At 73.0% G+C, this 18,390-nt stretch carries 19 protein-coding genes and 1 pseudogene; 10 read left to right on the forward strand and 10 right to left on the reverse strand.

The window, feature by feature from the left end:
• Positions 1-114: 114 nt before the first annotated feature.
• Positions 115-1,314 (forward strand): macrolide family glycosyltransferase, encoded by a 1,200-nt coding sequence (locus IF129_RS01015; RefSeq protein ID WP_191207457.1) that lies wholly within the window; start codon positions 115-117, stop codon positions 1,312-1,314.
• Positions 1,315-1,320: 6 nt separating this feature from the next.
• Here the strand turns inward: IF129_RS01015 and IF129_RS01020 are convergent, their stop codons facing one another.
• Entirely contained in the window at positions 1,321-1,641 is a 321-nt protein-coding gene (locus IF129_RS01020; protein ID WP_191207458.1) for a chorismate mutase, read from the reverse strand.
• A 435-nt stretch (positions 1,642-2,076) separates the two neighbouring features.
• Between IF129_RS01020 and IF129_RS01025 the strand changes: the two genes are divergently transcribed.
• Entirely contained in the window at positions 2,077-3,213 is a 1,137-nt protein-coding gene (locus IF129_RS01025; RefSeq protein ID WP_191207459.1) for an FAD-dependent monooxygenase, read from the forward strand.
• Here the strand turns inward: IF129_RS01025 and IF129_RS01030 are convergent.
• Positions 3,204-4,106 carry a helix-turn-helix transcriptional regulator gene (locus IF129_RS01030; RefSeq protein WP_191207460.1) on the reverse strand — a complete coding sequence of 301 codons (903 nt, stop codon included), beginning with the start codon at positions 4,104-4,106 and terminating at the stop codon, positions 3,204-3,206. The two genes, IF129_RS01025 and IF129_RS01030, sit on opposite strands and share 10 nt — an antisense overlap.
• A gap of 482 nt (positions 4,107-4,588) precedes the next feature.
• On the opposite strand from IF129_RS01030, the gene IF129_RS26050 reads away from it, so the two are divergent.
• Positions 4,589-5,437 (forward strand): trypsin-like serine peptidase, encoded by an 849-nt coding sequence (locus tag IF129_RS26050; RefSeq protein WP_318153479.1) that lies wholly within the window; start codon positions 4,589-4,591, stop codon positions 5,435-5,437.
• A gap of 91 nt (positions 5,438-5,528) precedes the next feature.
• The gene (locus tag IF129_RS01040; protein WP_191207462.1) at positions 5,529-5,753 is read left to right on the forward strand and encodes a hypothetical protein; all 225 of its coding nucleotides are present in this window, start codon (positions 5,529-5,531) and stop codon (positions 5,751-5,753) included.
• A 28-nt stretch (positions 5,754-5,781) separates the two neighbouring features.
• On the opposite strand, the gene IF129_RS01045 is transcribed toward IF129_RS01040, so the two are convergent.
• Complete coding sequence (locus tag IF129_RS01045; RefSeq protein ID WP_191207463.1) at positions 5,782-6,231, reverse strand: ATP-binding protein; 450 nt, start codon at positions 6,229-6,231, stop codon at positions 5,782-5,784.
• A 189-nt stretch (positions 6,232-6,420) separates the two neighbouring features.
• Between IF129_RS01045 and IF129_RS01050 the strand changes: the two genes are divergently transcribed.
• Together IF129_RS01050 and IF129_RS01055 are read left to right on the forward strand one after the other, a co-directional pair.
• Positions 6,421-7,281 carry a helix-turn-helix domain-containing protein gene (locus tag IF129_RS01050; protein ID WP_191207464.1) on the forward strand — a complete coding sequence of 287 codons (861 nt, stop codon included), beginning with the start codon at positions 6,421-6,423 and terminating at the stop codon, positions 7,279-7,281.
• Positions 7,278-7,469, forward strand: a complete 192-nt coding sequence (locus IF129_RS01055; RefSeq protein WP_191207465.1) for a DUF397 domain-containing protein — start codon at positions 7,278-7,280, stop codon at positions 7,467-7,469. The genes IF129_RS01050 and IF129_RS01055 overlap by 4 nt, the downstream gene beginning before the upstream one ends.
• Positions 7,470-7,485: 16 nt before the next feature.
• Here IF129_RS01055 and IF129_RS01060 read toward each other — a convergent pair.
• Both IF129_RS01060 and IF129_RS01065 read right to left on the reverse strand, forming a co-directional pair.
• Positions 7,486-7,707: pseudogene (locus IF129_RS01060) on the reverse strand (hypothetical protein); the annotation flags it as partial.
• Positions 7,708-7,855: 148 nt separating this feature from the next.
• Positions 7,856-8,614 carry a GNAT family N-acetyltransferase gene (locus IF129_RS01065; protein ID WP_191207466.1) on the reverse strand — a complete coding sequence of 253 codons (759 nt, stop codon included), beginning with the start codon at positions 8,612-8,614 and terminating at the stop codon, positions 7,856-7,858.
• Positions 8,615-8,764: 150 nt separating this feature from the next.
• Between IF129_RS01065 and IF129_RS01070 the strand changes: the two genes are divergently transcribed.
• Together IF129_RS01070 and IF129_RS01075 are read left to right on the forward strand one after the other, a co-directional pair.
• Complete coding sequence (locus IF129_RS01070) at positions 8,765-9,274, forward strand: hypothetical protein (protein WP_191207467.1); 510 nt, start codon at positions 8,765-8,767, stop codon at positions 9,272-9,274.
• 19 nt (positions 9,275-9,293) lie between these two features.
• A complete protein-coding gene (locus tag IF129_RS01075) occupies positions 9,294-11,801 on the forward strand; it encodes a hypothetical protein (RefSeq protein WP_191207468.1) in 2,508 nt (835 codons plus the stop codon).
• 62 nt (positions 11,802-11,863) lie between these two features.
• Here IF129_RS01075 and IF129_RS01080 read toward each other — a convergent pair whose 3' ends face one another.
• The 4 genes from IF129_RS01080 to IF129_RS01095 are packed head-to-tail and all read right to left on the reverse strand — an operon-like array spanning position 11,864 to position 15,921.
• A complete protein-coding gene (locus IF129_RS01080) occupies positions 11,864-12,736 on the reverse strand; it encodes a hypothetical protein (RefSeq protein ID WP_191207469.1) in 873 nt (290 codons plus the stop codon).
• Positions 12,737-12,765: 29 nt separating this feature from the next.
• A complete protein-coding gene (locus tag IF129_RS01085) occupies positions 12,766-13,623 on the reverse strand; it encodes a carbohydrate ABC transporter permease (protein WP_318153480.1) in 858 nt (285 codons plus the stop codon).
• Entirely contained in the window at positions 13,620-14,660 is a 1,041-nt protein-coding gene (locus IF129_RS01090) for a carbohydrate ABC transporter permease (protein ID WP_191207470.1), read from the reverse strand. The genes IF129_RS01085 and IF129_RS01090 overlap by 4 nt, the downstream gene beginning before the upstream one ends.
• On the reverse strand, positions 14,650-15,921 hold the full coding sequence (locus IF129_RS01095; protein ID WP_191207471.1) for a sugar ABC transporter substrate-binding protein: 1,272 nt from the start codon (positions 15,919-15,921) through the stop codon (positions 14,650-14,652). Before IF129_RS01095 ends, IF129_RS01090 begins: the two co-directional genes overlap by 11 nt.
• Before the next feature lie 234 nt (positions 15,922-16,155).
• On the opposite strand from IF129_RS01095, the gene IF129_RS01100 reads away from it, so the two are divergent.
• Positions 16,156-16,833, forward strand: coding sequence for a YoaK family protein (locus tag IF129_RS01100; protein WP_191207472.1), 678 nt, complete (start codon positions 16,156-16,158; stop codon positions 16,831-16,833).
• 28 nt (positions 16,834-16,861) lie between these two features.
• Here IF129_RS01100 and IF129_RS01105 read toward each other — a convergent pair whose 3' ends face one another.
• Positions 16,862-17,548, reverse strand: a complete 687-nt coding sequence (locus IF129_RS01105) for a hypothetical protein (RefSeq protein WP_191207473.1) — start codon at positions 17,546-17,548, stop codon at positions 16,862-16,864.
• Positions 17,549-17,656: 108 nt separating this feature from the next.
• Here IF129_RS01105 and IF129_RS01110 point away from each other — a divergent pair, with 108 nt between their 5' ends.
• Complete coding sequence (locus IF129_RS01110; RefSeq protein WP_191207474.1) at positions 17,657-18,307, forward strand: DUF6226 family protein; 651 nt, start codon at positions 17,657-17,659, stop codon at positions 18,305-18,307.
• Positions 18,308-18,390: the final 83 nt, after the last annotated feature.

Below are 18,390 nucleotides of genomic sequence, written 5' to 3' on the forward strand. Positions count from 1 at the left end.
CGCGGATTCGGCCCACTTCGGCGTCGCGGGGGCGGGTGGCCGACACCGTGTCCGCGGGGCGGGGGACGGTCGGCCGGTTGCACGAGACGGTGCGTATCGTCTAGCCTCGTCGACATGCCCACCCAACGCCCCGCCCACATCGCCATGTTCAGCATTCCGGCCGCCGGCCACGTCCACCCCGGCCTGGAGGTGCTGCGCGAGCTCGTCGCCCGGGGCCACCGCGTCACCTACGCCGTCCCCGCCGAGTTCGCCGACAGCGTGACCGCCGTCGGCGCCGAGATCCGCCCCTGGACGTCCACCCTCCCCACCGACGACAGACCCGAGGCGTGGGGCGAGGAGCTGATCGACAACCTGGAGCCGTTCCTCGACGACGCGATCCAGGCCCTCCCCCAGCTCGCCGCCGCCTACGCGGGCGACGAGCCCGACCTCGTCCTGTACGACATCGCCGCCTACCCGGCCCCCGTCCTCGCCCACCGCTGGGGCGTCCCGGCCGTGCAGCTCTCCCCCACCATGGTGGCCTGGGAGGGGTACGAGGAGGAGGTCGCCGAGCCGATGCTCGCGCCGCTGCGCACCTCACCGCGCGGCATCGCCTACTTCGCGCGCTTCCGGCAGTGGCTCGCCGAGCACGGCCTGGAGGGCACCGACCCCGAACGGTTCACCGCCCGGCCCCGGCGCTCCGTCGTCCTCATCCCCCGCGCACTCCAGCCGAACGCCGACCGGGTCGACCCGGCCGTCCACACCTTCACCGGCAGCTGCCAGGGGGACCGCGCCCACCAGGGCGACTGGACACGCCCGGCCGGCGCCGAACGCGTCGTGCTCGTCTCCCTCGGCTCCACCTTCACCGACCGGCCCGCGTTCTACCGGGCCTGCCTCGCCGCGTTCGGCGGGCGGCCGGGATGGCACCTGGTCCTGCAGATCGGCAAGCACGTCGACGAGGCCGCGCTCGGCCCCCTCCCGGCCAACGTGGAGGTGCACCGCTGGGTACCGCAGCTGCGCGTCCTCCGGCAGGCCGACCTGTTCGTCACCCACGCGGGCATGGGCGGCAGCCAGGAGGGACTGGCCTGCGGCGTGCCGATGATCGCCGTACCGCAGGCGGCGGACCAGTTCGCCAACGCCGACATGCTGGCGGGCCTCGGCGTGGCCCGTCGCGTGGACACCGACGACGCGACGGCCGACGCCCTGCGCGCCGCCGCCACCGAGCTGACCACCGACCCCGCCGTCGCCGACCGCTTCGCCGCACTCCACGCCGACATGGCCCACGAGGGCGGCGCCCCGCACGCGGCCGACCTCATCGAGGCCGAACTCCCCCGCTGACGCCCGCTACATCCCGTCCTCCGGGCCGCCCGCCAGCGTCTCGTGGTGGCGGATGACCTCGGCGATGATGAAGTTCAGCAGCTTCTCCGCGAACGCCGGGTCCAGCTTGGCGTTCTCCGCGAGCTGCCGCAGCCGGGCGATCTGCCGGGCCTCCCGCCCCGGGTCGGCCGGCGGCAGCCGGTGCGTCGCCTTGAGCCGACCGACCTGCTGGGTGCACTTGAACCGCTCGGCGATCATGTGGACGACGGCCGCGTCGATGTTGTCGATGCTCTCCCGCAACCGGTCCAGCTCGGCCTGCACGGCGGGGTCGATGGTGCTGTCGCTCATGCGGTCAGACCTTAGACGGCCGCGGGCGGCGGCGGGCGGTGCCGTCCACACGCTGAACGGCACCGCGGGCCGGTCCCGTCACCGGGCCGACCGCGCGCCCCGTGCCCTCCCCTCCCCCGGAGGCAGGGGACGCCGGGCGGCGCCCTGCCACCAGCGCCCGTTTCCACGCCCAACGGGGGAGGGCGTGACCCGGAACGGGCGCGGTGGCGCGGGCACACGGCCCGGGCCGGCGGACGCGCCGCACCCCCGGTGAAACGCGGTCCGCTGACCGGTCCCCATCCCACCGGACCCGACGGGCCCCGGCACCGTCGCCCTGCTTCCGGAAGAAACGCTTCTGGAAACCGGGCGGACGCGCCGGGGCCCGCGACCACCGGTCGACGAGGCGTCGGGCACCGCACGACCGAACCCCGGCCGAGCCCCGATACCGTCGGCCGCATGGGCATGGCGAGCGCGGTGATCGCGGGCGGCGGGACGACCGGGGCCTGCGCCGCGGTGCTGCTCGCACGGCGCGGGGTGCGGGTGGACCTCGTCGAGGCGCGGCCGGACTTCGGGGCGCTCGGCACCGGCGTGCTGCTGCACGGCAACGCGCTGCGGGTGCTGCGCGCGGCGGGGGTCTGCGACGCCGTCCTCGCGGCGGGGACGCCGTTCGACTCCCTCGCCGTCCTCCGCCCCGACGGCACCGTCCTCGCCGAGCAGCCGGACCTGCGCAGCGGCGGCCCGGACCTGCCGCCGACGTGCGGCATCACCCGCCCGCGCCTCCAGCGCATCCTGCGGGACGCGGTGACGGCCGCCGGCGTGCGGACCCACCTCGGACGGCGGGTCCGCCACGTCGAGCAGGACGGACCGGACGCCGCGGCGGCCACGGCGGCCACGGCGGTACTGGAGGACGGGGAGCGGCTGCGCGCCGACGTCGTCATCGCCGCCGACGGCGCGCACTCCGCCCTGCGCCACCTGGTCGACCCCGGCGCGCCGCAGCCCACCGGGTGGGCCGTGTGGCGGGCCCTGGTGCCCCGACCGGCCGACGTCACGCGCACCTGCCTGGCCTACGGCGGAGCCGCGCACATCGCCGGGTACGCCCCCATGGGCGACGACCTCGCCTACACGATGTTCGTCACCGACGCCCCCAGGACCGGCGAGGCGCCGCACCGCGCGGAGTACACCGACCGGGTGCTGCGGCTGGCCGCACGCTACGGCGGTCCCGTGTGGGCGGAGATCCGCCGCCATCTCGCGGGCGCGGAGATCCACCACACGGCGTTCACCCACTACCAGGCCCGGCGCTGGGCGTCCGGCCGCCTCGCGCTCGCCGGGGACGCCGCCCACTGCATGCCGCCCACCCTCGCCCAGGGCGCGGCCATGTGCCTGGAGGACGCCCAGGTACTCGCCGACGTCCTGACCTCGGGCGAGCACGACGTGAACGGCGCGCTCGCCGCCTACGCCGAACGCCGCCGACCCCGTGTGCGGCTCGTGGCCGACACCAGCATGCTGCTCGGCGAACTCCTCGCCACCGGGCGCCACCGGGAGGGCCCCGCCCTCATCCACCGGACGCTCACCGCGCTCGGCGCTCACCCGTGAAGCGACGGGCGCAGCGCCTCCCACCGCCGCGCCCGCTCACCCCACTCGGCCGGGGCGAGCACCACCATCCGGCAGGAGCGCAGCGTCTCCGGGCGGCTCACCAGCGTCACGACCTCCATCTCCCCCTTGACGGGGTGCCGCACCCCGCGCCGGTCCATCCCCTGGTGCAGGGCCGGGGCCGCGACGCGCGCCTCCCGCGACGCCCACAGCGCGGCGCTCTCCGGGGAGCCGCGCAGCTCCTCCACCAGCGCCCGCAGCGCCGGATCGTCGCGGTGCACCTGGTACGTCGACCAGACGATGTTGACCAGCGGCACGGCCCAGTCCTCCCGCCACCGCAGCAGCACCTCGCGCGCCTCCGGCCGCAGCAGCACCGCCCGCACGATGCTCGGTTCGGGCCGGGCCGCCCACGGCGCCGCCCAGGGGAACAGCTCGTGGTAGGCGTCGTTGGCGGTGACGACCTCCCAGGTGGTCACCGTCGCCAGGTAGGCGGGCGCGGGCACCATGTGCGGCAGCGCGCGCCACACCGGGTCGGGCTCCCCGACGGGAACGGGCGCCGGATGCAGCAGTTCCAGCAGCCACCGCGCCGCCCGGTCGTCCACCCCCAGCAGGGCGATCACACGCTGCGCCACGGCGACGGGCATCCGCTCCCGGCCCGACTCCCACTCCCAGTACCGGCGTTCGGTGTACCGCAGGAGCGTGGCCACCTGCTGCTGGCTCACGCCCCGGGCGCGCCGCCGCCCCCGCAACTGCTCCACCGACGGCGGGTCGAGCCCCAGCCCGACGGCGGCCCGGTACGCGTCCTCAAGCCGCCGCTCGGCCCGGTGGCCGCGCAACAGCTCCCGCACCGACCGCGCCGTCCCCGCGTCCAGCGCCCCACCCGAACTCCCGCCCATGCGCCACAGGCTAGGGGCCCCGCCGACCGCTGGCTCACATCGACCCCGAGCCCCCCGTCCCGCCGCCCAGTCGCGGACGCGTGGCTGTGACATACGCCACGCGGAGGTGGGAACCGGAAGCGAGTGCGTCGGTGCCGCTCCCGGGGAGAGGCGGTGGCCCTTCCCCTTGCTGCCGACAGCCTGACGCGAATCGGAATCCACTCCGCCCGGTTGTCACCGCACGAGTGTCCTCGGCGGTCTTCCCGCATTCCTTCGCGCGAACCTAGCCTCGCCGAGTCAAGGCGCAGCGCGTCTTCCATGACTGAGGGGGCGACATCACAGTGACCCTGTACAGACGTACGGTGTGGGGCTTATCCACTGCCGTGACCCTGCTCGTGGTCGCCACGAGTTCCGCTTTCGCACACACTCCTCCGGCTGAGACGAAGCCGTCCACGCCGGGAGCGACCACGACTTCGCTCGCGGCGACGAGCGAGGGCGCCCGGGTGAACTCGACGTCGGGCGGCGAAGCGGTCGAGCACTACTGGACGCCGGAGCGGATGCGCGACGCCCGCCCGGTGTCCGTCGACGCCGCGGGCCACGGCGAATCCGGCCACGAGAGGCGGCAGGAGCCTCAAGCATCCGGCACCGCCGGTTCCACCCCGCCTGCCGCGCCTGCCTCCGGTGAGATTCGGACGGCTCTCTACGAGACGTCCGTCGCCGGCAAGGTGTTCTTCACCGACCCTTCCGACGGACGTGACTACGTCTGTTCGGCCAGCGCGCTGAACAGCGCGTCGAAGCAGATGGTCATCACGGCAGGTCATTGTGTGCACGGCGGTGACGGCGGTGACTGGATGCGCAACTGGGCCTACGTGCCCAGGTACCGGGACGGAAACCGCCCCTACGGAACCTTCGCGGCGAAGGAGTTCCGGGCGTTCAACGGCTGGATCAACAACAGCGACCTCGACTGGGACGTCGCGATGGTGACCACGTGGCCGCGCGACGGCGACAAGCTCGTCAACGTGACCGGTGGAAACGGGCTGAGCTACAACTACTCCCGCGAGCAGGACGTGACCGTCAACGGCTATCCCGGGGACCGGGACAACGGACAGAGGCAGTGGTACTGCACCGGCACAACGGAGCGCGTCAGCGTCTTCGACGGCAAGATCCAGCTTCGATGTGACTTCGGGGGCGGATCCAGCGGCGGCCCGTGGATGCGCAAGTTCGACGACGCCTCCGGACTCGGCTACACCAATGGGGTCACCAGCACCGTCAACAGCGACGGCTGGAACAAGAGCCCGTACTTCGGGGACAGCGTCAAGCAGATGTTCGACGACCAGGGTTCGGCCACCTAGCCACGCGGTGGAGGCGCCCGCCGCGCGGCCGTGGTTAGGCTGAGTGGGCGGGCGCCGCCCGCAGTGTCACGTCTTCCGGGAGGCCGGCATCGTGAAACGTTCCGCACAGCGCAAGCTCGTTCTCATCATCGGCGTGGCCGGAGCCGTCGCGACGGTCGTAGCCCTGCGCGTCGGCCAGTCCCCCGACCCCACACCCGCCCCGCCCGGGGACACCTCGACCTCCGAGGTCCGGGAGCACCCCTCAGACGTGGAGGAGTACTGGACGGAGGAGCGCATGAGGGACGCCGACCCGGCGCCCATGCCGGAGGAGAACTGACCGGAGCGGATCCGCCGGTGGACCCGCGTCAGAGCGGGTCCGGGCGGTTCGGGAGCGCGCACTCGGCCCACACGGTCTTGCCGGGGCCGACACGGTCGCGCACGCCCCAGCGGGTGGCGAACGCCTCGATGAGGACCAACCCCCGGCCATGGTCCGCGTCCGACACCGGCACGACGCGCGTCGGCTGAGCCGGGTGCGTGTCCGACACCTCGACCCGGATCACGCCGTCACGGGCGTCCCAGGTCAGGTGCAGCGCGAAGTCCCGCCCCGGAACACGGCCGTGCAAGGCGGCGTTCGCGGCGAGTTCACCGACGACGAGCGCGACCGCGTCGTGCGGCGGCGTGCCGTACGGGTGTCCCCACGCGGTGAGCTGATGCGCGACCAGCAGACGGGCGAGACGTGCACCCCGCCGAGTCGCCGAGAAGCGCTGCGCGAAGCTGCGGACCGAGGGAGAGCTGGGCGTGTGAGGGGCTTGCATGCGGTTGATGCTGCTGCGGGATGACGCCCCGTCGGCAGGTCCAGCACCCATACAGAATCGCTTGTATCGGTTCACCCGCTGGACTGGGCGCATCACTGTGCGTGACCATGGATCAGTCGTGCGTGACGCAGCACGGGCGACGCACGGTACAGCACGCAACGGGGACCGGCACAGGGGAAGGCGGCTGCGATGGCGACGGACAACGGCGGTGCGGGCGGAGGTTGCGGCAACGGCGGTGAGCCGGAACTGTCGGACAGCCTCAAGACCTTCGGCGCGGTCCTCAAGGCGCTCCGGGACGAAGCCCGGCTCACACAGGAGCAGTTCGCTCCCCTGGTCCAGTACTCGGTGGCGTACATCGCCAAGATCGAGCAGGGCAAGCGCTTTCCGCCGAGAGACCTGCTCGACCGCGTGGAAGCGGTGCTGGGCCCCTCCGCCGCCAGGGTCCTCGCGGCCGCCGCCAAGAGCCTGACCCGCAAGGCGGGCCTGGCGTCCTGGTTCCGCCAGTGGGCGGGCATCGAGGAAGAAGCGATCTCGCTGTACACGTACGAGTGCCGAGCCATTCCGGGACTGTTGCAGCCTGAGTCCTACATCCGCGCCGCGTTCGAGCGCCGCCTTCCGCCCCTGTCGGAGGAGCAGGTAGAGCGCCAGGTCGCGACCCGACTGGAGCGACAAAAGCTTCTGACCGAACTGCCGCACACAGCCTTCAGTTTCATCATCGAGCAGGCTCTCTTGGAACGGCAGATGGGAGGCCCAAGCGTGCAGCGCATGCTGCTTGAGCAGCTCCTGGAAGCAGGTGTAAGGCGCAACGTCGAGGTCCAGGTAATGCCGCTTCGTCAGTACGATCACGCGGGCATCGACGGTCTCATGTACCTGGCCGAGACCTCGCGCCATGAGTGGGTCGGGTACGTCGAAGGTCAGCAGTCCAGCGTTCTCATCACGAACCCCGGCGATGTCAGCGCGATGCTTCAGCGCTATGGCAAGCTACGGTCGCAGGCCCTCGGCCGCGAAGCCACAGCAAGCCTGCTGGAGCAGATGCGAGGAGCGCTATGAGTAGCACGGAACTGGCCTGGACCAAAAGCAGCTACAGCGGCAGCTCCGGCGACAACTGCGTCGAAGTCGCCACCGGGCACGACGCCGTCCACGTCCGGGACTCAAAAGACACCCCACGCGGCCACCTCACCATCTCCCCCGCCGCATGGACCGCCTTCACCGCACTCGCAACCGACGCACACGTCTGACGCGCTCGGGGCCAGGTCACGGCGTGAGGTCGAGGACGCGGACGGGTTCGCCGACCCACCGGCCGGGAGCGACGGTGGCGACGACCGCCCCGTCGGGGCGTTCCTGCGTCGGCTGGGCCGCGTACCGGCAATGGGCGGCCGCCCAGGTGGCGTGCCGGGACACGGCCAAGGCAGCCGCGAGGTCCAGGTCGAGCACGGTGACCCCCGGGAGTGCGACGAGGTGTTCCGCCGTGCTAGGGCCGGAGCACGCCACACCGACCTCGGGCAGAAGTGTTTCTTCCCTTTCTCCGGCCACTCTTGTTATCAGCAGTATCTTTCCGTCTCAGCCGAGAGAGCAGAATCCCGATGAGGTGGGGCGCACGGCGTTCCGAAACGCGTCGCGGACATCACGAACGACCGCCGGGCGCTCCGAAGGAGTGATCGCCGATCTCCGATCCGGTGGTCCAGGGAATCCCGCGGGGGCGGTCCAGTGCCTCCAGCAGACGAGCCGTGGCGGAGTCGTCACCGACCGAGCCCTCGCATTCGCGCAGGTAGTCCTCGATGTAGCCCCGCAGCACGGCCGCGTCGATCGTTTCCGGGGCGGCACCGGCGAATTCGGCATGTGCGTGGAGGACGAGCAGCAACTCGTCCTCCACCCGGGCCAGCCCGGGACCGAGAGCGGGCTGGAAGTAGGGGAGGTCGAGCACGCGTCCGCCCAGGCGCAGGTAGAACCGGAGCCGTGCCGCCGCGTCACCGTGATCCACCGTCGACCCGGCGGCCGGGTTCGCAGAGCGCCCCAGGGGGTCGGACACCTCGGCCAGCACGAGGCACGGGTCGTACCACGTGATCCAGTGGCGCAGCGCCTCCCGGAGCAGCGCCCCGCCGGTGCCGGAGCCGCGCAGGCCCGGCCGCACCGCCAGCCAGGACAGGAGCACGACCCGCCGCTTCGCGTCCCACTCACCGATCGCGGTTCCCAGCGGTCTGCCGTCCGGGGCGTGGCTGGCGAAGACGGTCGCCGACCCGACGTTCACGAGTTTTCGCAGTTGCGCGGGATCGCCCAGTTCATCGGCCGTGAACGACGGTTTGAGGATCTCCTGGTAGATGCGGTCGAGTTCGGCTCCGGGGGCGGCGATGTGAGTGATGCGCTGACTTCGGGGCACCTGCATGGGTCGCTCCCCCACTTCTGGAAATGGAGACACGATGGCACAGCCCGCCGACGCCCACAAGAAGTGAGGACTTCCGGGGAGCACTCCTCAATGGCGTGATTCTGACGTACTGTCAAATCATCAGCGCAACGGCGAGAGGCGGAAGCACTCATGGCCGGTCTCGAACCCCCGCCCGAGAACATCTCTCCCTCATCCTCCGAAGCCTTTTCCGCCGAACCTCTCTGGGGAATCCGCCTGCTGGGCCGTGTCGTCAACGGGCTCACCCGGGAACCTCTGCTGCTGTGGGGTTTCGGGACCCTGTTGCTGCTCAGCACGGTGGTGCAGTTCCTGGGCTCGGCCTTCGCCACCTACGGCTGGCTGTTGCTGGCCGTCTACACCCTGACGACGCTCAGCTGGCTGGCGACCCGGTCCCGTCCGCGCCGTGATCCGCGCGGACGGGACCGGACACGGCTCTCGGTCCGGGGGAGTCGTGACGTGTCGATCGACGATACGGGGAGTATCCGTGGCAGAGGCGAGGCGCAGCGTCGTACGCACGTTACGGTCCGTCGTGCGAAGGGTGTTCGCATCACGGGATCGGGGAACATCGGCTCCGCCGACGGTCTCTCGCCCCCCAAAGGAAGGGAGGGCGCCGACGCCCCCGAGCCGCCCGGAGGATCGTGATCCACGGGGCGGTGACGACGTGCCCGTGGCGGATGGCGTCCCCGCGGCCCTGGCCCCCCACCTGCGGACGCTCCTCGCCGCGGCCGAGTCCGGTCGCCCGGCCAGGTTCCACGTCGTCGCCGACAGCGGCTGCGGCAAGACACTCCTGCTCTCGCAGGCCGCTGCGGCCCTCAACGGGCTCGGCTACCTGACCCTGTTCGTCACCGCGTCCGAACCCGCCTACGGTGCGGACGACACCTCGGGCGGTCTCGCACGTCTCATGGCGGACAAGGCCGCCTGCCGGCTGCTGATCAGCGCGATGGGCGACGACATCGCGCGGACCCGGGCCTTCTCCCCGCGCGCCGGGCGCGCCGACCGTGAGTCGACGGCAGGGGCCGCGGACGCCCGGGCCGAGCTGCGCTCCCGGGTCGAGGCCGCCCGCGTCACCGAAGCGCCCGGCCCTCTGTTGGGCGAGGCCGGCACCACCATCGTCGTGCGGAACTCGACCGGCGTCGTGGTCTCGGGATCGGGCTCGATCGCACCGACGGCCGACCAGACCGCCCAGCTGATGACCGACATCGACCGCATGGGCGACAATCTGATCACCGCACTGCGCGGCGTCCCCGAGCACATACCGCTGGCGATCGTGGTGGACGACGTGCACACCCTCCGTGGAACGAGCGTGGAACCGTGGCTGACCCGGGTGCTCGCGGGAGTCTCCCGGGCCTTCGTCATCCGCGCAGCGCGTCCCGCTCCGGGGCGGGGGGCCGTCGCCGAGCGGGAACGGGTGATACGGCTGACGCGGATGACCGCCGCGGAGTGCTCCGCGCACGCCGTGAGCGCCCTGGTGGCCGTCGGCTGGCCGAGCCACCGGGCGGAACGGGCGGCGGCCACCGTCTACGAAGTGACCCGGGGGCACCCGATCGCTGTCGTCACCTGCTGCGAGATCCTGGCGGCGGCCGACCACGGCGAGCGGGACCCCGCGACCATCCGCTCGCTGCTGACCGGCGCGGACCCCCACTGGGGAGCGGCGGGCGCCATCGCCACCGTCCGCGACCACGTGGACCGTTCGGCCCGGGCGCTCCTGGGGCGGCCCGTGGAGCTGTTCGACCAGCTGGTCGTCATGCGACGCTGCCGTCTCCCGCTCCTGGCCGCCGTCCTCCGGGAGCAGGGGGTCCTCGAAGAGGACGCGGGCCGACTCCACGACTGGCTCACCCAACGCGCGTTCACCACGCTGTTCGACGACGACCCCGACGAGGGCTGGCGCCTGCACGACTACCTGCGGGAGAACGCCGAACGGCTCCTGGCGGCCGAGGAGCCCAGCCGCCACCAGCAGCTGCACGCGGCCGTCGAGCGGTACTACCGCGGGGTGCTCAACTTCGACGACCGGGCCGCGTACGCCGATGGTCAGCGCCACGAGGACCCGGCGTGGCAGCGCGAGTCCCTGGAGTGGCTGCACCACGCCGCCCGACTCGACCGCCGCGACTTCCCCTCGGTCCGCAACGCGATGATCCGGCTCTTCCTGGACGCCTTCTGGTGGTGGGACGCCGAGATCCCCTCGACCTACTGCGGCGAACTGCTCGCCGCCTACCGCGCCCTCCCCGCTCGACTGGACCTGGAGTGGGTCGACTGGCTCGCCGACTTCCGCACGAGCTACGTACCCGGGCAGGGCAACCAGATCCCCGGCCGGGACGTCGCGCGCTGGGCGGAGGCCGGAGTCGCGCTGAACAAGCTCTGCGCGAAGCTGGAACTCCGGCGTGAGAGCGATCCCACCGATCCCGACCTGCGGCGCGTCCACGCCATCACCTGCTTTCTGCGGGGCGACATCGCCTGGTACGGCAGCGACGGCTCGGACGGCTCCCGCACCCGGGCGGCGGCGTGGTACCGGGCGTGCGCCCGCACCTGCACCGAGCCCGCCTCCCACTGGATCGCCACGTGGGCCCGTTGGGCCGAGGCCACCCTGTGGGTGGAGGCCGACCCGGCCCACGCGCGCGCTCTCGCCGCCGGGCTCCAGGAGCGCGTCGAGGAGGACGGGGACCGGGAACTCCTCGTCTACCTCATCACCCTGTACGCGGAGCTGGCGTGGCGGGAAGGACGGCCGGACGACGCGTTCGACCTCCACACACGAGCCGTGCTGCACGCGTTCGTCTACCAGATCCGGCAGGAGTTGCTCCGACAGGCGCCCAGCGCCTACTCGCACTCCGTGCTCAGGTCCACGGTCGCCCGTGCCGAGGCGTGCTTCGCGGCCGCGGGCGAGGCGGGGCTGCACGACGCGGTGGCCCGTGCGGCGGCACGCGGGCGGGCGTACTTCGCCCCCTACTGGCTGCGTCGGGGGCTTCCGCCGGATCACCCGCACGGCTTTCCGCCGGGACCCGCCCCCGAGGATCTGGGCTCGACCCGTACCCGCTACGCCGACGACGTCCAATGGGTCATCGACGCGATGGAGGGCGAACTGGGCGCGCCCCTGGAGGACCCCCTCCGCACGAGCCCCCCGGAGCGGGGGGAGGGGGACGACGGCACGCCCACGGGTCGCAGGCCGCCACCGTGACCACCGGCCGCGGGGCGCCTGCCGCACGCGCGGCGGGCGCACGTGTCCGACGCCCGGCGGGGTCAGGTCTCGCAGGCCAGTTCCGCGCCGCAGACCGCGCAGCGGGCGCGCAGGGGCCCGCGTCCGGTGGGCAGGCGCAGCTGCTGGAAGCAGGTGGGGCAGGCGAAGGAGACGCGCGGCGGGGCGTCGGGGGTGAAGGCGTAGGGCGCGCCGGAGGGGGCCCGGCCGCGCCGGCGGTCGTGGGCGTAGCGGTGCCGGGCCAGCCGGCCGGCGGCGGCGAGCGGGGGGCGGCGGGCGTCGGCCTCGGCCTCCTTGCGGCCGGCCGTGTACGCGTCGTACGCCTGGGGGCTGGTGAACCAGGGCGCGGGGTCCTCGGCGAAGACGGCGGCGCGTTTGGCGAGGACGTAGCCGAACTCCTCGGGGGTGAGGTAGCCGAGCTTCTGGGAGGAGACGGCGTCCTGGCGGAAGGCGTCGAGCAGCAGCCAGCCCGCGCCGAGGTAGGTGGTGACGGTGTCGGTGAGGATCTCGTTGTCGCGGGTGCCGGGGAAGGTGAGGTCGAGCCGGTGCAGGGCGACGTGCGTGATCTCGTGCGCGAGGGCGGCGCCGATGTCGCGGCGGTGCTGCTTGAAGCGGGAGTTCAGCTCGATGAAGTACTCGGGTCCGGCTTCGAGCTCGACGGTCGCCGCGTGCTCCATGTCGCGGAATCCGACGATCATCCGGGCCTGCGGCAGGTGGAGCTGGGCGACGATCGCGGCGGCCACCCGCTGCACGGCGGTGTACAGCTCCTCGTCGGCGTCGATGGCGACGTCCGCCGGTGGCAGGCCGGCGTCGAACTGGGCGACGCCGTCGGCGGACAGGCGGCGGTAGAGCGCGGTGAGCGCCGCGCGCACGGTGTCCAGGTGCGGGAAGCCGCGTTCGACTCGGTCAGCGGTCACGCCGTCAACTGTAGTGCGGCCGTCGGTGTTCAGCCCTTGACGGCGCCCGCCGCGAGCCCGCCGGACAGGCGGCGCTGGGCGAGCACGAAGAAGACGAGGACGGGCAGGGTGATGAGGGTGGAGCCGGCCATGACCGGTCCCCAGTCGTTGCCGTGCTGGCCGAAGAAGCGGTGGAGCCCGACGGCGGCGGTGAACTTGGCGTCGTCCTGGAGGAAGGTGAAGGCGAAGACGAACTCGTTCCAGGCGACGATGAAGGAGAAGACGCTGGTCGCGACCAGGCCGGGGGCGACCAGGGGCAGCAGCACCGAGCGGAACATGCGCGGCCACGTGCAGCCGTCGAGGTAGGCGGCCTCCTCCACCTCCTGCGGGACGGCCGCCACGAAGCCGCGCAGCATCCAGATCGCGAACGGCAGCGAGAACGCCAGGTAGACGACGGTCAGGCCGAGGAGGCTGTTGAGCATCTGGAGGTTGCGCATCTGCACGAACAGCGGGATGACGAGGGCCTCCAGCGGCACCATCTGGACGATGAGCACCATGACGAGGACGGCCGTGCGGAGCCGGAAGGTGTGCCGGGCGACGGCGACGGCGGCCAGCAGGGCGAGGAGCCCGGCGAGGAGGATCGTCCCGGCGCCGACGAGGGCCGAGTTGAGCAGGAAGCGGCCGAAGCCGCCCTCGTCGAGGACGAAGCGGAAGTGGTCCCAGGTGACGCCGGAGGGCAGCGGGTCGGCGCCCCGGGTGTTGGCGCCGGGGTCGAGGGCGGAGGTCACCATCCAGTAGACGGGCAAGACGGTGAAGGCGAGCAGGGCGGCGGTGGCGACGGCCGTCCCGACGCGGCCGGGGCGGCCGGGGCGGGTCGGGCTGACCGGACGCGCCGGGTTCGCGGTCACAGGCGGTCTCCCTTCTCACCACTGCTTTCGGAGAAGAGCGCGCGCACGTAGCCGACCGTGATGCCCAGGAGGAGCAGCGTGAGGAGGACGGCGATGGCGGCGCCCATGCCGTACTGGCGCTGGGCGAAGGACTCGACGTAGGACCACACGCCGAGGTTGAGCACCTGCGGGTTGGCGCCGTTGCCGCCGGGCATGAGGTAGAGCTGCACGAAGACCTTGAAGTCCCAGATGGTGGAGAGGATGACCACCACGAGGAAGACGGGCTTGATGGACGGCACGGTGATCGTCCAGAAGCGCTGCCAGGCGCCTGCGCCGTCGACGATGCCGGCCTCGGTCAGTTCGCGGGGGATGGTGAGGAGTCCGGCGTAGACGGTGACGGCGACGAACGGGAAGCCGTGGTGGACGACGTTGAGCGTGGCGATGGCGTAGAAGCTGAACCGTCCGGTGAACCAGTTGGTGGCGGCCGGGTCGAGGAGGCCGAGCCCGCCGAGGCTCTGGACGACGGCGCCGTTCAGCGGGTCGAACAGCCAGATCCACACGTACGTCCCGGTGACGGCGGGCATGGCCCAGGCCATCATGATCGTGCCGGCGGTGAGGTTGCGCCAGAAGGGGCCGAGGCGCTGGAGGAGCAGCGCCACCAGGGTGCCGAGGACGACGGTGAGCACCACGCAGGCGGCGGCGAACAGCACGGTGTTGGGCAGGACGGTCGTCCACAGGTAGGACGAGCCGAGGATCTCGGCGTAGTTGTCGGTGCCGGTGAAGTTCGTGCGGCCGGAGACGATCTCGCGCAGGCCGTAGTCCTGGAAGGACATCCACACCACGCGGCCGAGCGGCCACAGCAGGAGCGTGCCGACGGCGAGCAGCGCGGGGGCCAGCAGGAGCCAGGGCCGGGCCCGGCGACGGCGGCGGGCCGCGCGGGCGCTGCGGGCGCGGGCGGCGGCGGTGGCGCGCGGGCCGGGCGGGCGGCGCCCGGGGGTGGGTCCGCCCGGCTGCGGGTCCTCGGCGGTGCGGGGGGCCTCGGGGGTCTCAGTGGCCAAAGGACCGGTCCATGTCGGCGGCGGCGGCGCGGGCCGCCTCCTCCACGCTCTTCCGGCCGCTCAGGATGGACTGCATCATCTGGGCGAGCGTCTTCTTGCCCTGGATCTGTCCGTAGGCGGGGGTGACGGGGACGGTGCGGCCCGCGTCGCGCATCTGCCGGGCGAAGGGGGCCACGAGCGGTCCGCCCTCTTCGGCGGCCTGTTCCACGAGGGAGGCGCGTCCGGCGAAGTAGCCGGACTGCTCGGCCCACCGGGCGGCGTAGCGCTCGGAGGTCATCAGCTCGACGAACTCCCAGGCGAGGTCCTGGTCGGGCGCGGTGTTGAAGACGCCGAGGTGGGAGCCGCCGAGGAAGGAGGGGCTCATGCCGCCCTCGGGGCCCGGGATGGGGGCGGCGGCGAGTTTGCCCTCCAACTCCGGGCTGTCGGCGACGATCGCGGCCGGGGTCCAGCTTCCGGCGACGGCCATGGCGACGTCGCCGCCGGTGATCCCGGCGACGAGGTCGGCCTCGTCCCAGGTGGTGGCGGCCTCGGCGGAGGTGCCGTCCTCGGTGGCGAGGGAGGTGTAGAACTCCAGCCCGCGCAGGGAGGCGGGGGTGCTGATGGCCGACGTCCATCCGCCGCCGCCCCGGGTGGCGAGGTCTCCGCCGGCGCCCCAGACGAAGGCGTCGAGGACGTACTCGCCGTCCCCGACGACGGGGAAGGGCAGCATGTCCGGTTCCTCGCGCTTGAGCGTGCGGGCGACCTCGCGCAGTTCCGGCCAGTCGGTGGGGGCGTCGAGCCCGTGCCGTTCGAAGACGTCCTCGCGGTACAGCAGGGCCCGCACGCCCGCGTACCAGGGGACGCCGTAGAGCCGGTCCTCGTAGGTCCCGGCGGTGCGCAGGGCGGGCACCATGTCCTCGTCCAGGCCCGCGTCCCGGGCGCGGTCGGTGAGGTCGGCCAGGGCTCCGGCGTCGGCGAACTCGGCCGTCCAGGTGGTGCCGACCTCGGCGACGTCCGGGGTGGTGCCGCCCGCCATGGCCTTGGTGAACTTGTCGTGCGCGTCGGGCCAGGGGACGTACTGGACGTCGAGTTCCGCGCCGGTGCGTTCGGTGAAGGCGCGGCCGACCTCGGCGAAGAAGGGCTTCGAGTCGGGGTTGGTGCCTTCCATGATCCACACGGTCAGTGTGTCGTCGTCGGCCGCGCCACCGCCGCCGCAGGCCGCCAGGGTGAGCGACAGGGCGGTGACCAGGGCGGCGGTACTCCGCCGGAGGCACTTCCTCATGGGCCGGGCTCCTCACGCGTCCACTCCACACCGTGCCGCCCCGGACACCGTGGGCGACGCTCCCACTGTGCGTCATTTCATATGATTTCGCGCGGTGCGGAACGGGCCGCCGCCGCCATTCACCCGACCGACACGCCCCCGATCCGGTGAGGGTGGCCCGAGCGGACGGGGGCCGGAGCAAGGGTGCCTGCGAAGCCGATGCCCGGCCCGACGGCCGGCGGGGAAGGAGGCGGCGTGACGGGTCCGCCCCAGCCACGCGTGCTCGCGGGACTCCTGGTGCTCACCGCGACGTCCGGGATGGTCGACGTCGTGGGCTTCCTCGCGCTCGGCCGGGTCTTCTGCGCCCTGACGACGGGCAACGTGCTCTTCCTCGGGCTGGCCCTGGCGGGTGAGCCGCAGCTCGCGGTGACGACCACGGGGCTCGCGCTGCTGGCGTTCGTTGTCGGCATCCTGACGGGGAACCGGCTGATCGACGTCGTCACCGCGCGGGGCGGGCGCTGGTTCCGGGGGGCCGTGGGGGCCGAGGCGCTGCTGCTGCTCGTCGGCGCGGCGCTGGCGTGGCGGCTGGCGGCGGAGACGACGCCGCAGGTCGGCGGACGTCACCTGGGCGTCATCGCCCTGCTGGCGACGGCCATGGGGGTGCGGGCGGCGACGACGCTGAAGGCGGCGGTGCCGGGATACTCGACCATCCTGGTCACGACGACACTGGCCCTGCTCTTCCGCGAGGGGCACGGCACCCGGACGCAGCGGCGGAACTGGGCCCTGGCGGTGGTGAGCCTGGGCGCCGGAGCGGCGGCCGGCGGACTGCTGCTGGAGGTGGCGGTCAGCCTCCCGATCGCCGTGGCCGCCGGGTGCGCGGCGGTCGTCGCGGTGGTGTGCGTGCCCGGACGCGAGCCGGCGGCGGGCCGCTGAGGGCGCGGCCCGCCGCCGACCGGGCGGGTCACTCCAGAGTGAGGGTGGGCGTCACCAGGGTCTCGCCCGTCGCCGCGTCGACGACGGCGCGGTCGCCCAGCGGTTCGTCCAGCTCGACGGTGACCTTCTCGGTGAGCAGCTGCTCGGTGCAGGTCTCGGCCGTGCCCTCCTCACGCCAGCCGCCGAGGACGACGAGGTCGTCGGACTCCGCGACGTGCACGCCGTGGTCGGCGTCGCAGGCTCCGTAGCCGACGGTCACGGTGAGGGTGTCGGCGCCCTTGGCCTTCTGGGCGGCGGGCACGGGCTGGAGGTCCGAGCCGGTGGCCCGGCCGTCGGCGGCCTCCACGTTGGGCCAGAAGTGCGCGATGGCGTCGGCCCGCTTCTCGAAGGGGGTGTCGCCGCTCGGCTTGAAGGGCTGGTCGTCCTTCTTCGGCTTCGTCGGGGCCTCCCCGTCCTCGCCCTGGACGCCGTCCGGACCGCCGTCCTCGCCGGGAGCGTCCTTGCCGGGCCCGTCGTCCTCCGCGTCCTTCGAGCCTTCGGAGTCGTCCGGCCCCTTCGGCTCCTTCGGCTGCTCGGACTGCTCCGACGTCTTGACCGAGTCGCTGCCGCTCTGGTTCGAGCCGTCGTCACCGCAGGCGGAGGCGGTCAGGGCGGTGGTGACCGCCAGGACGACCGCTACTGCCGTGTGCCGGGTCCTGCTGCGGGTGTGTCGCATGTTTCCTCCTCGCCGGGTGCGGGTTCGACGCGGCGGGCGCCGTTCCGGTTCCCGGTGCGGGTGATAAAGCCGTTGAGCGCCCCAGCGAGCGGGTCGTAGGTTCGCGGGATGGACACGCCTGCGCTGCTCGCAGCGGTGACCGAGCGCTTCGCCGTGACCGGGGCCGCCACTCCCCCGTGGCCCGACCCGCACCCGGAGCGCACGGCCCCGCCCGAGGAGGAGTACTCCCGCTGCTCGACGCCACAGCGGTACCGCATCCTCGCGGCCCGCGCCGAGGCATGGACCCAGGCGCTGACGGCGGCCGGGCTCGCGTCGGCTCACCGGGCCCCGTGCGACGCGGGGCTGTGGCGCGACGACGGCGAGCAGGTGCCGGAGACGGCGCGTTGGCTGCGGCCCCGCCGATCCGGCGCGCTCCCGCTGCTGTTCGCCTTCCGCAGCCTGCAAGGGGTGTCCGACGCGGTGGTGACGGTGGGCGCCGGGGAACCGGCGGTACAGGTGACCGGGCAGCCCGACTGCGGGTGCGACGCGTGCGACTACGGCTCGGAGGATCTGCTGGAGGCGTTCGACGAGGCCGTGCTCGCCGTCGTCACCGGCGCATTCGTCCACGTCGCCGCGCGGCGCTGGACGGTGGTGGCCACCGGGTCGGGTGAGTGGTCGTCGCAGAACCTGCCCGGAGGGCTGGACCCCGAGCGGGTGCTGGAGAAGGCGAGGAGCGGCCGTTCGCGCCACCGGGTGGTGCGCGGCACGTCCTGGGCCTGAGGGAGCGGCGGCCGAAGCGCCGGGGAGAGGTACCGGGGTCCGAAGGGCCCGCACCCGGTCGGGGGTGGGGCGGGCCCTTCGGC

The sequence above is a fragment of the Streptomyces chumphonensis genome (genome assembly GCF_014779715.1).
Classification (GTDB): Bacteria; Actinomycetota; Actinomycetes; order Streptomycetales; family Streptomycetaceae; genus Streptomyces; species Streptomyces chumphonensis.

Coding starts and splice junctions, on each gene's coding strand:
- IF129_RS01095 (WP_191207471.1), bottom strand. CDS start 15,921: ATGAGGAAGTGCCTCCGGCGGAGTACCGCCGCCCTGGTCACCGCCCTG.
- IF129_RS01105 (WP_191207473.1), bottom strand. CDS start 17,548: ATGCGACACACCCGCAGCAGGACCCGGCACACGGCAGTAGCGGTCGTC.
- IF129_RS01030 (WP_191207460.1), bottom strand. CDS start 4,106: ATGGGCGGGAGTTCGGGTGGGGCGCTGGACGCGGGGACGGCGCGGTCG.
- IF129_RS01070 (WP_191207467.1), top strand. CDS start 8,765: ATGGCCGGTCTCGAACCCCCGCCCGAGAACATCTCTCCCTCATCCTCC.
- IF129_RS01020 (WP_191207458.1), bottom strand. CDS start 1,641: ATGAGCGACAGCACCATCGACCCCGCCGTGCAGGCCGAGCTGGACCGG.
- IF129_RS01050 (WP_191207464.1), top strand. CDS start 6,421: ATGGCGACGGACAACGGCGGTGCGGGCGGAGGTTGCGGCAACGGCGGT.
- IF129_RS01065 (WP_191207466.1), bottom strand. CDS start 8,614: ATGCAGGTGCCCCGAAGTCAGCGCATCACTCACATCGCCGCCCCCGGA.
- IF129_RS01055 (WP_191207465.1), top strand. CDS start 7,278: ATGAGTAGCACGGAACTGGCCTGGACCAAAAGCAGCTACAGCGGCAGC.
- IF129_RS01015 (WP_191207457.1), top strand. CDS start 115: ATGCCCACCCAACGCCCCGCCCACATCGCCATGTTCAGCATTCCGGCC.
- IF129_RS01110 (WP_191207474.1), top strand. CDS start 17,657: ATGGACACGCCTGCGCTGCTCGCAGCGGTGACCGAGCGCTTCGCCGTG.
- IF129_RS01025 (WP_191207459.1), top strand. CDS start 2,077: ATGGGCATGGCGAGCGCGGTGATCGCGGGCGGCGGGACGACCGGGGCC.
- IF129_RS01045 (WP_191207463.1), bottom strand. CDS start 6,231: ATGCAAGCCCCTCACACGCCCAGCTCTCCCTCGGTCCGCAGCTTCGCG.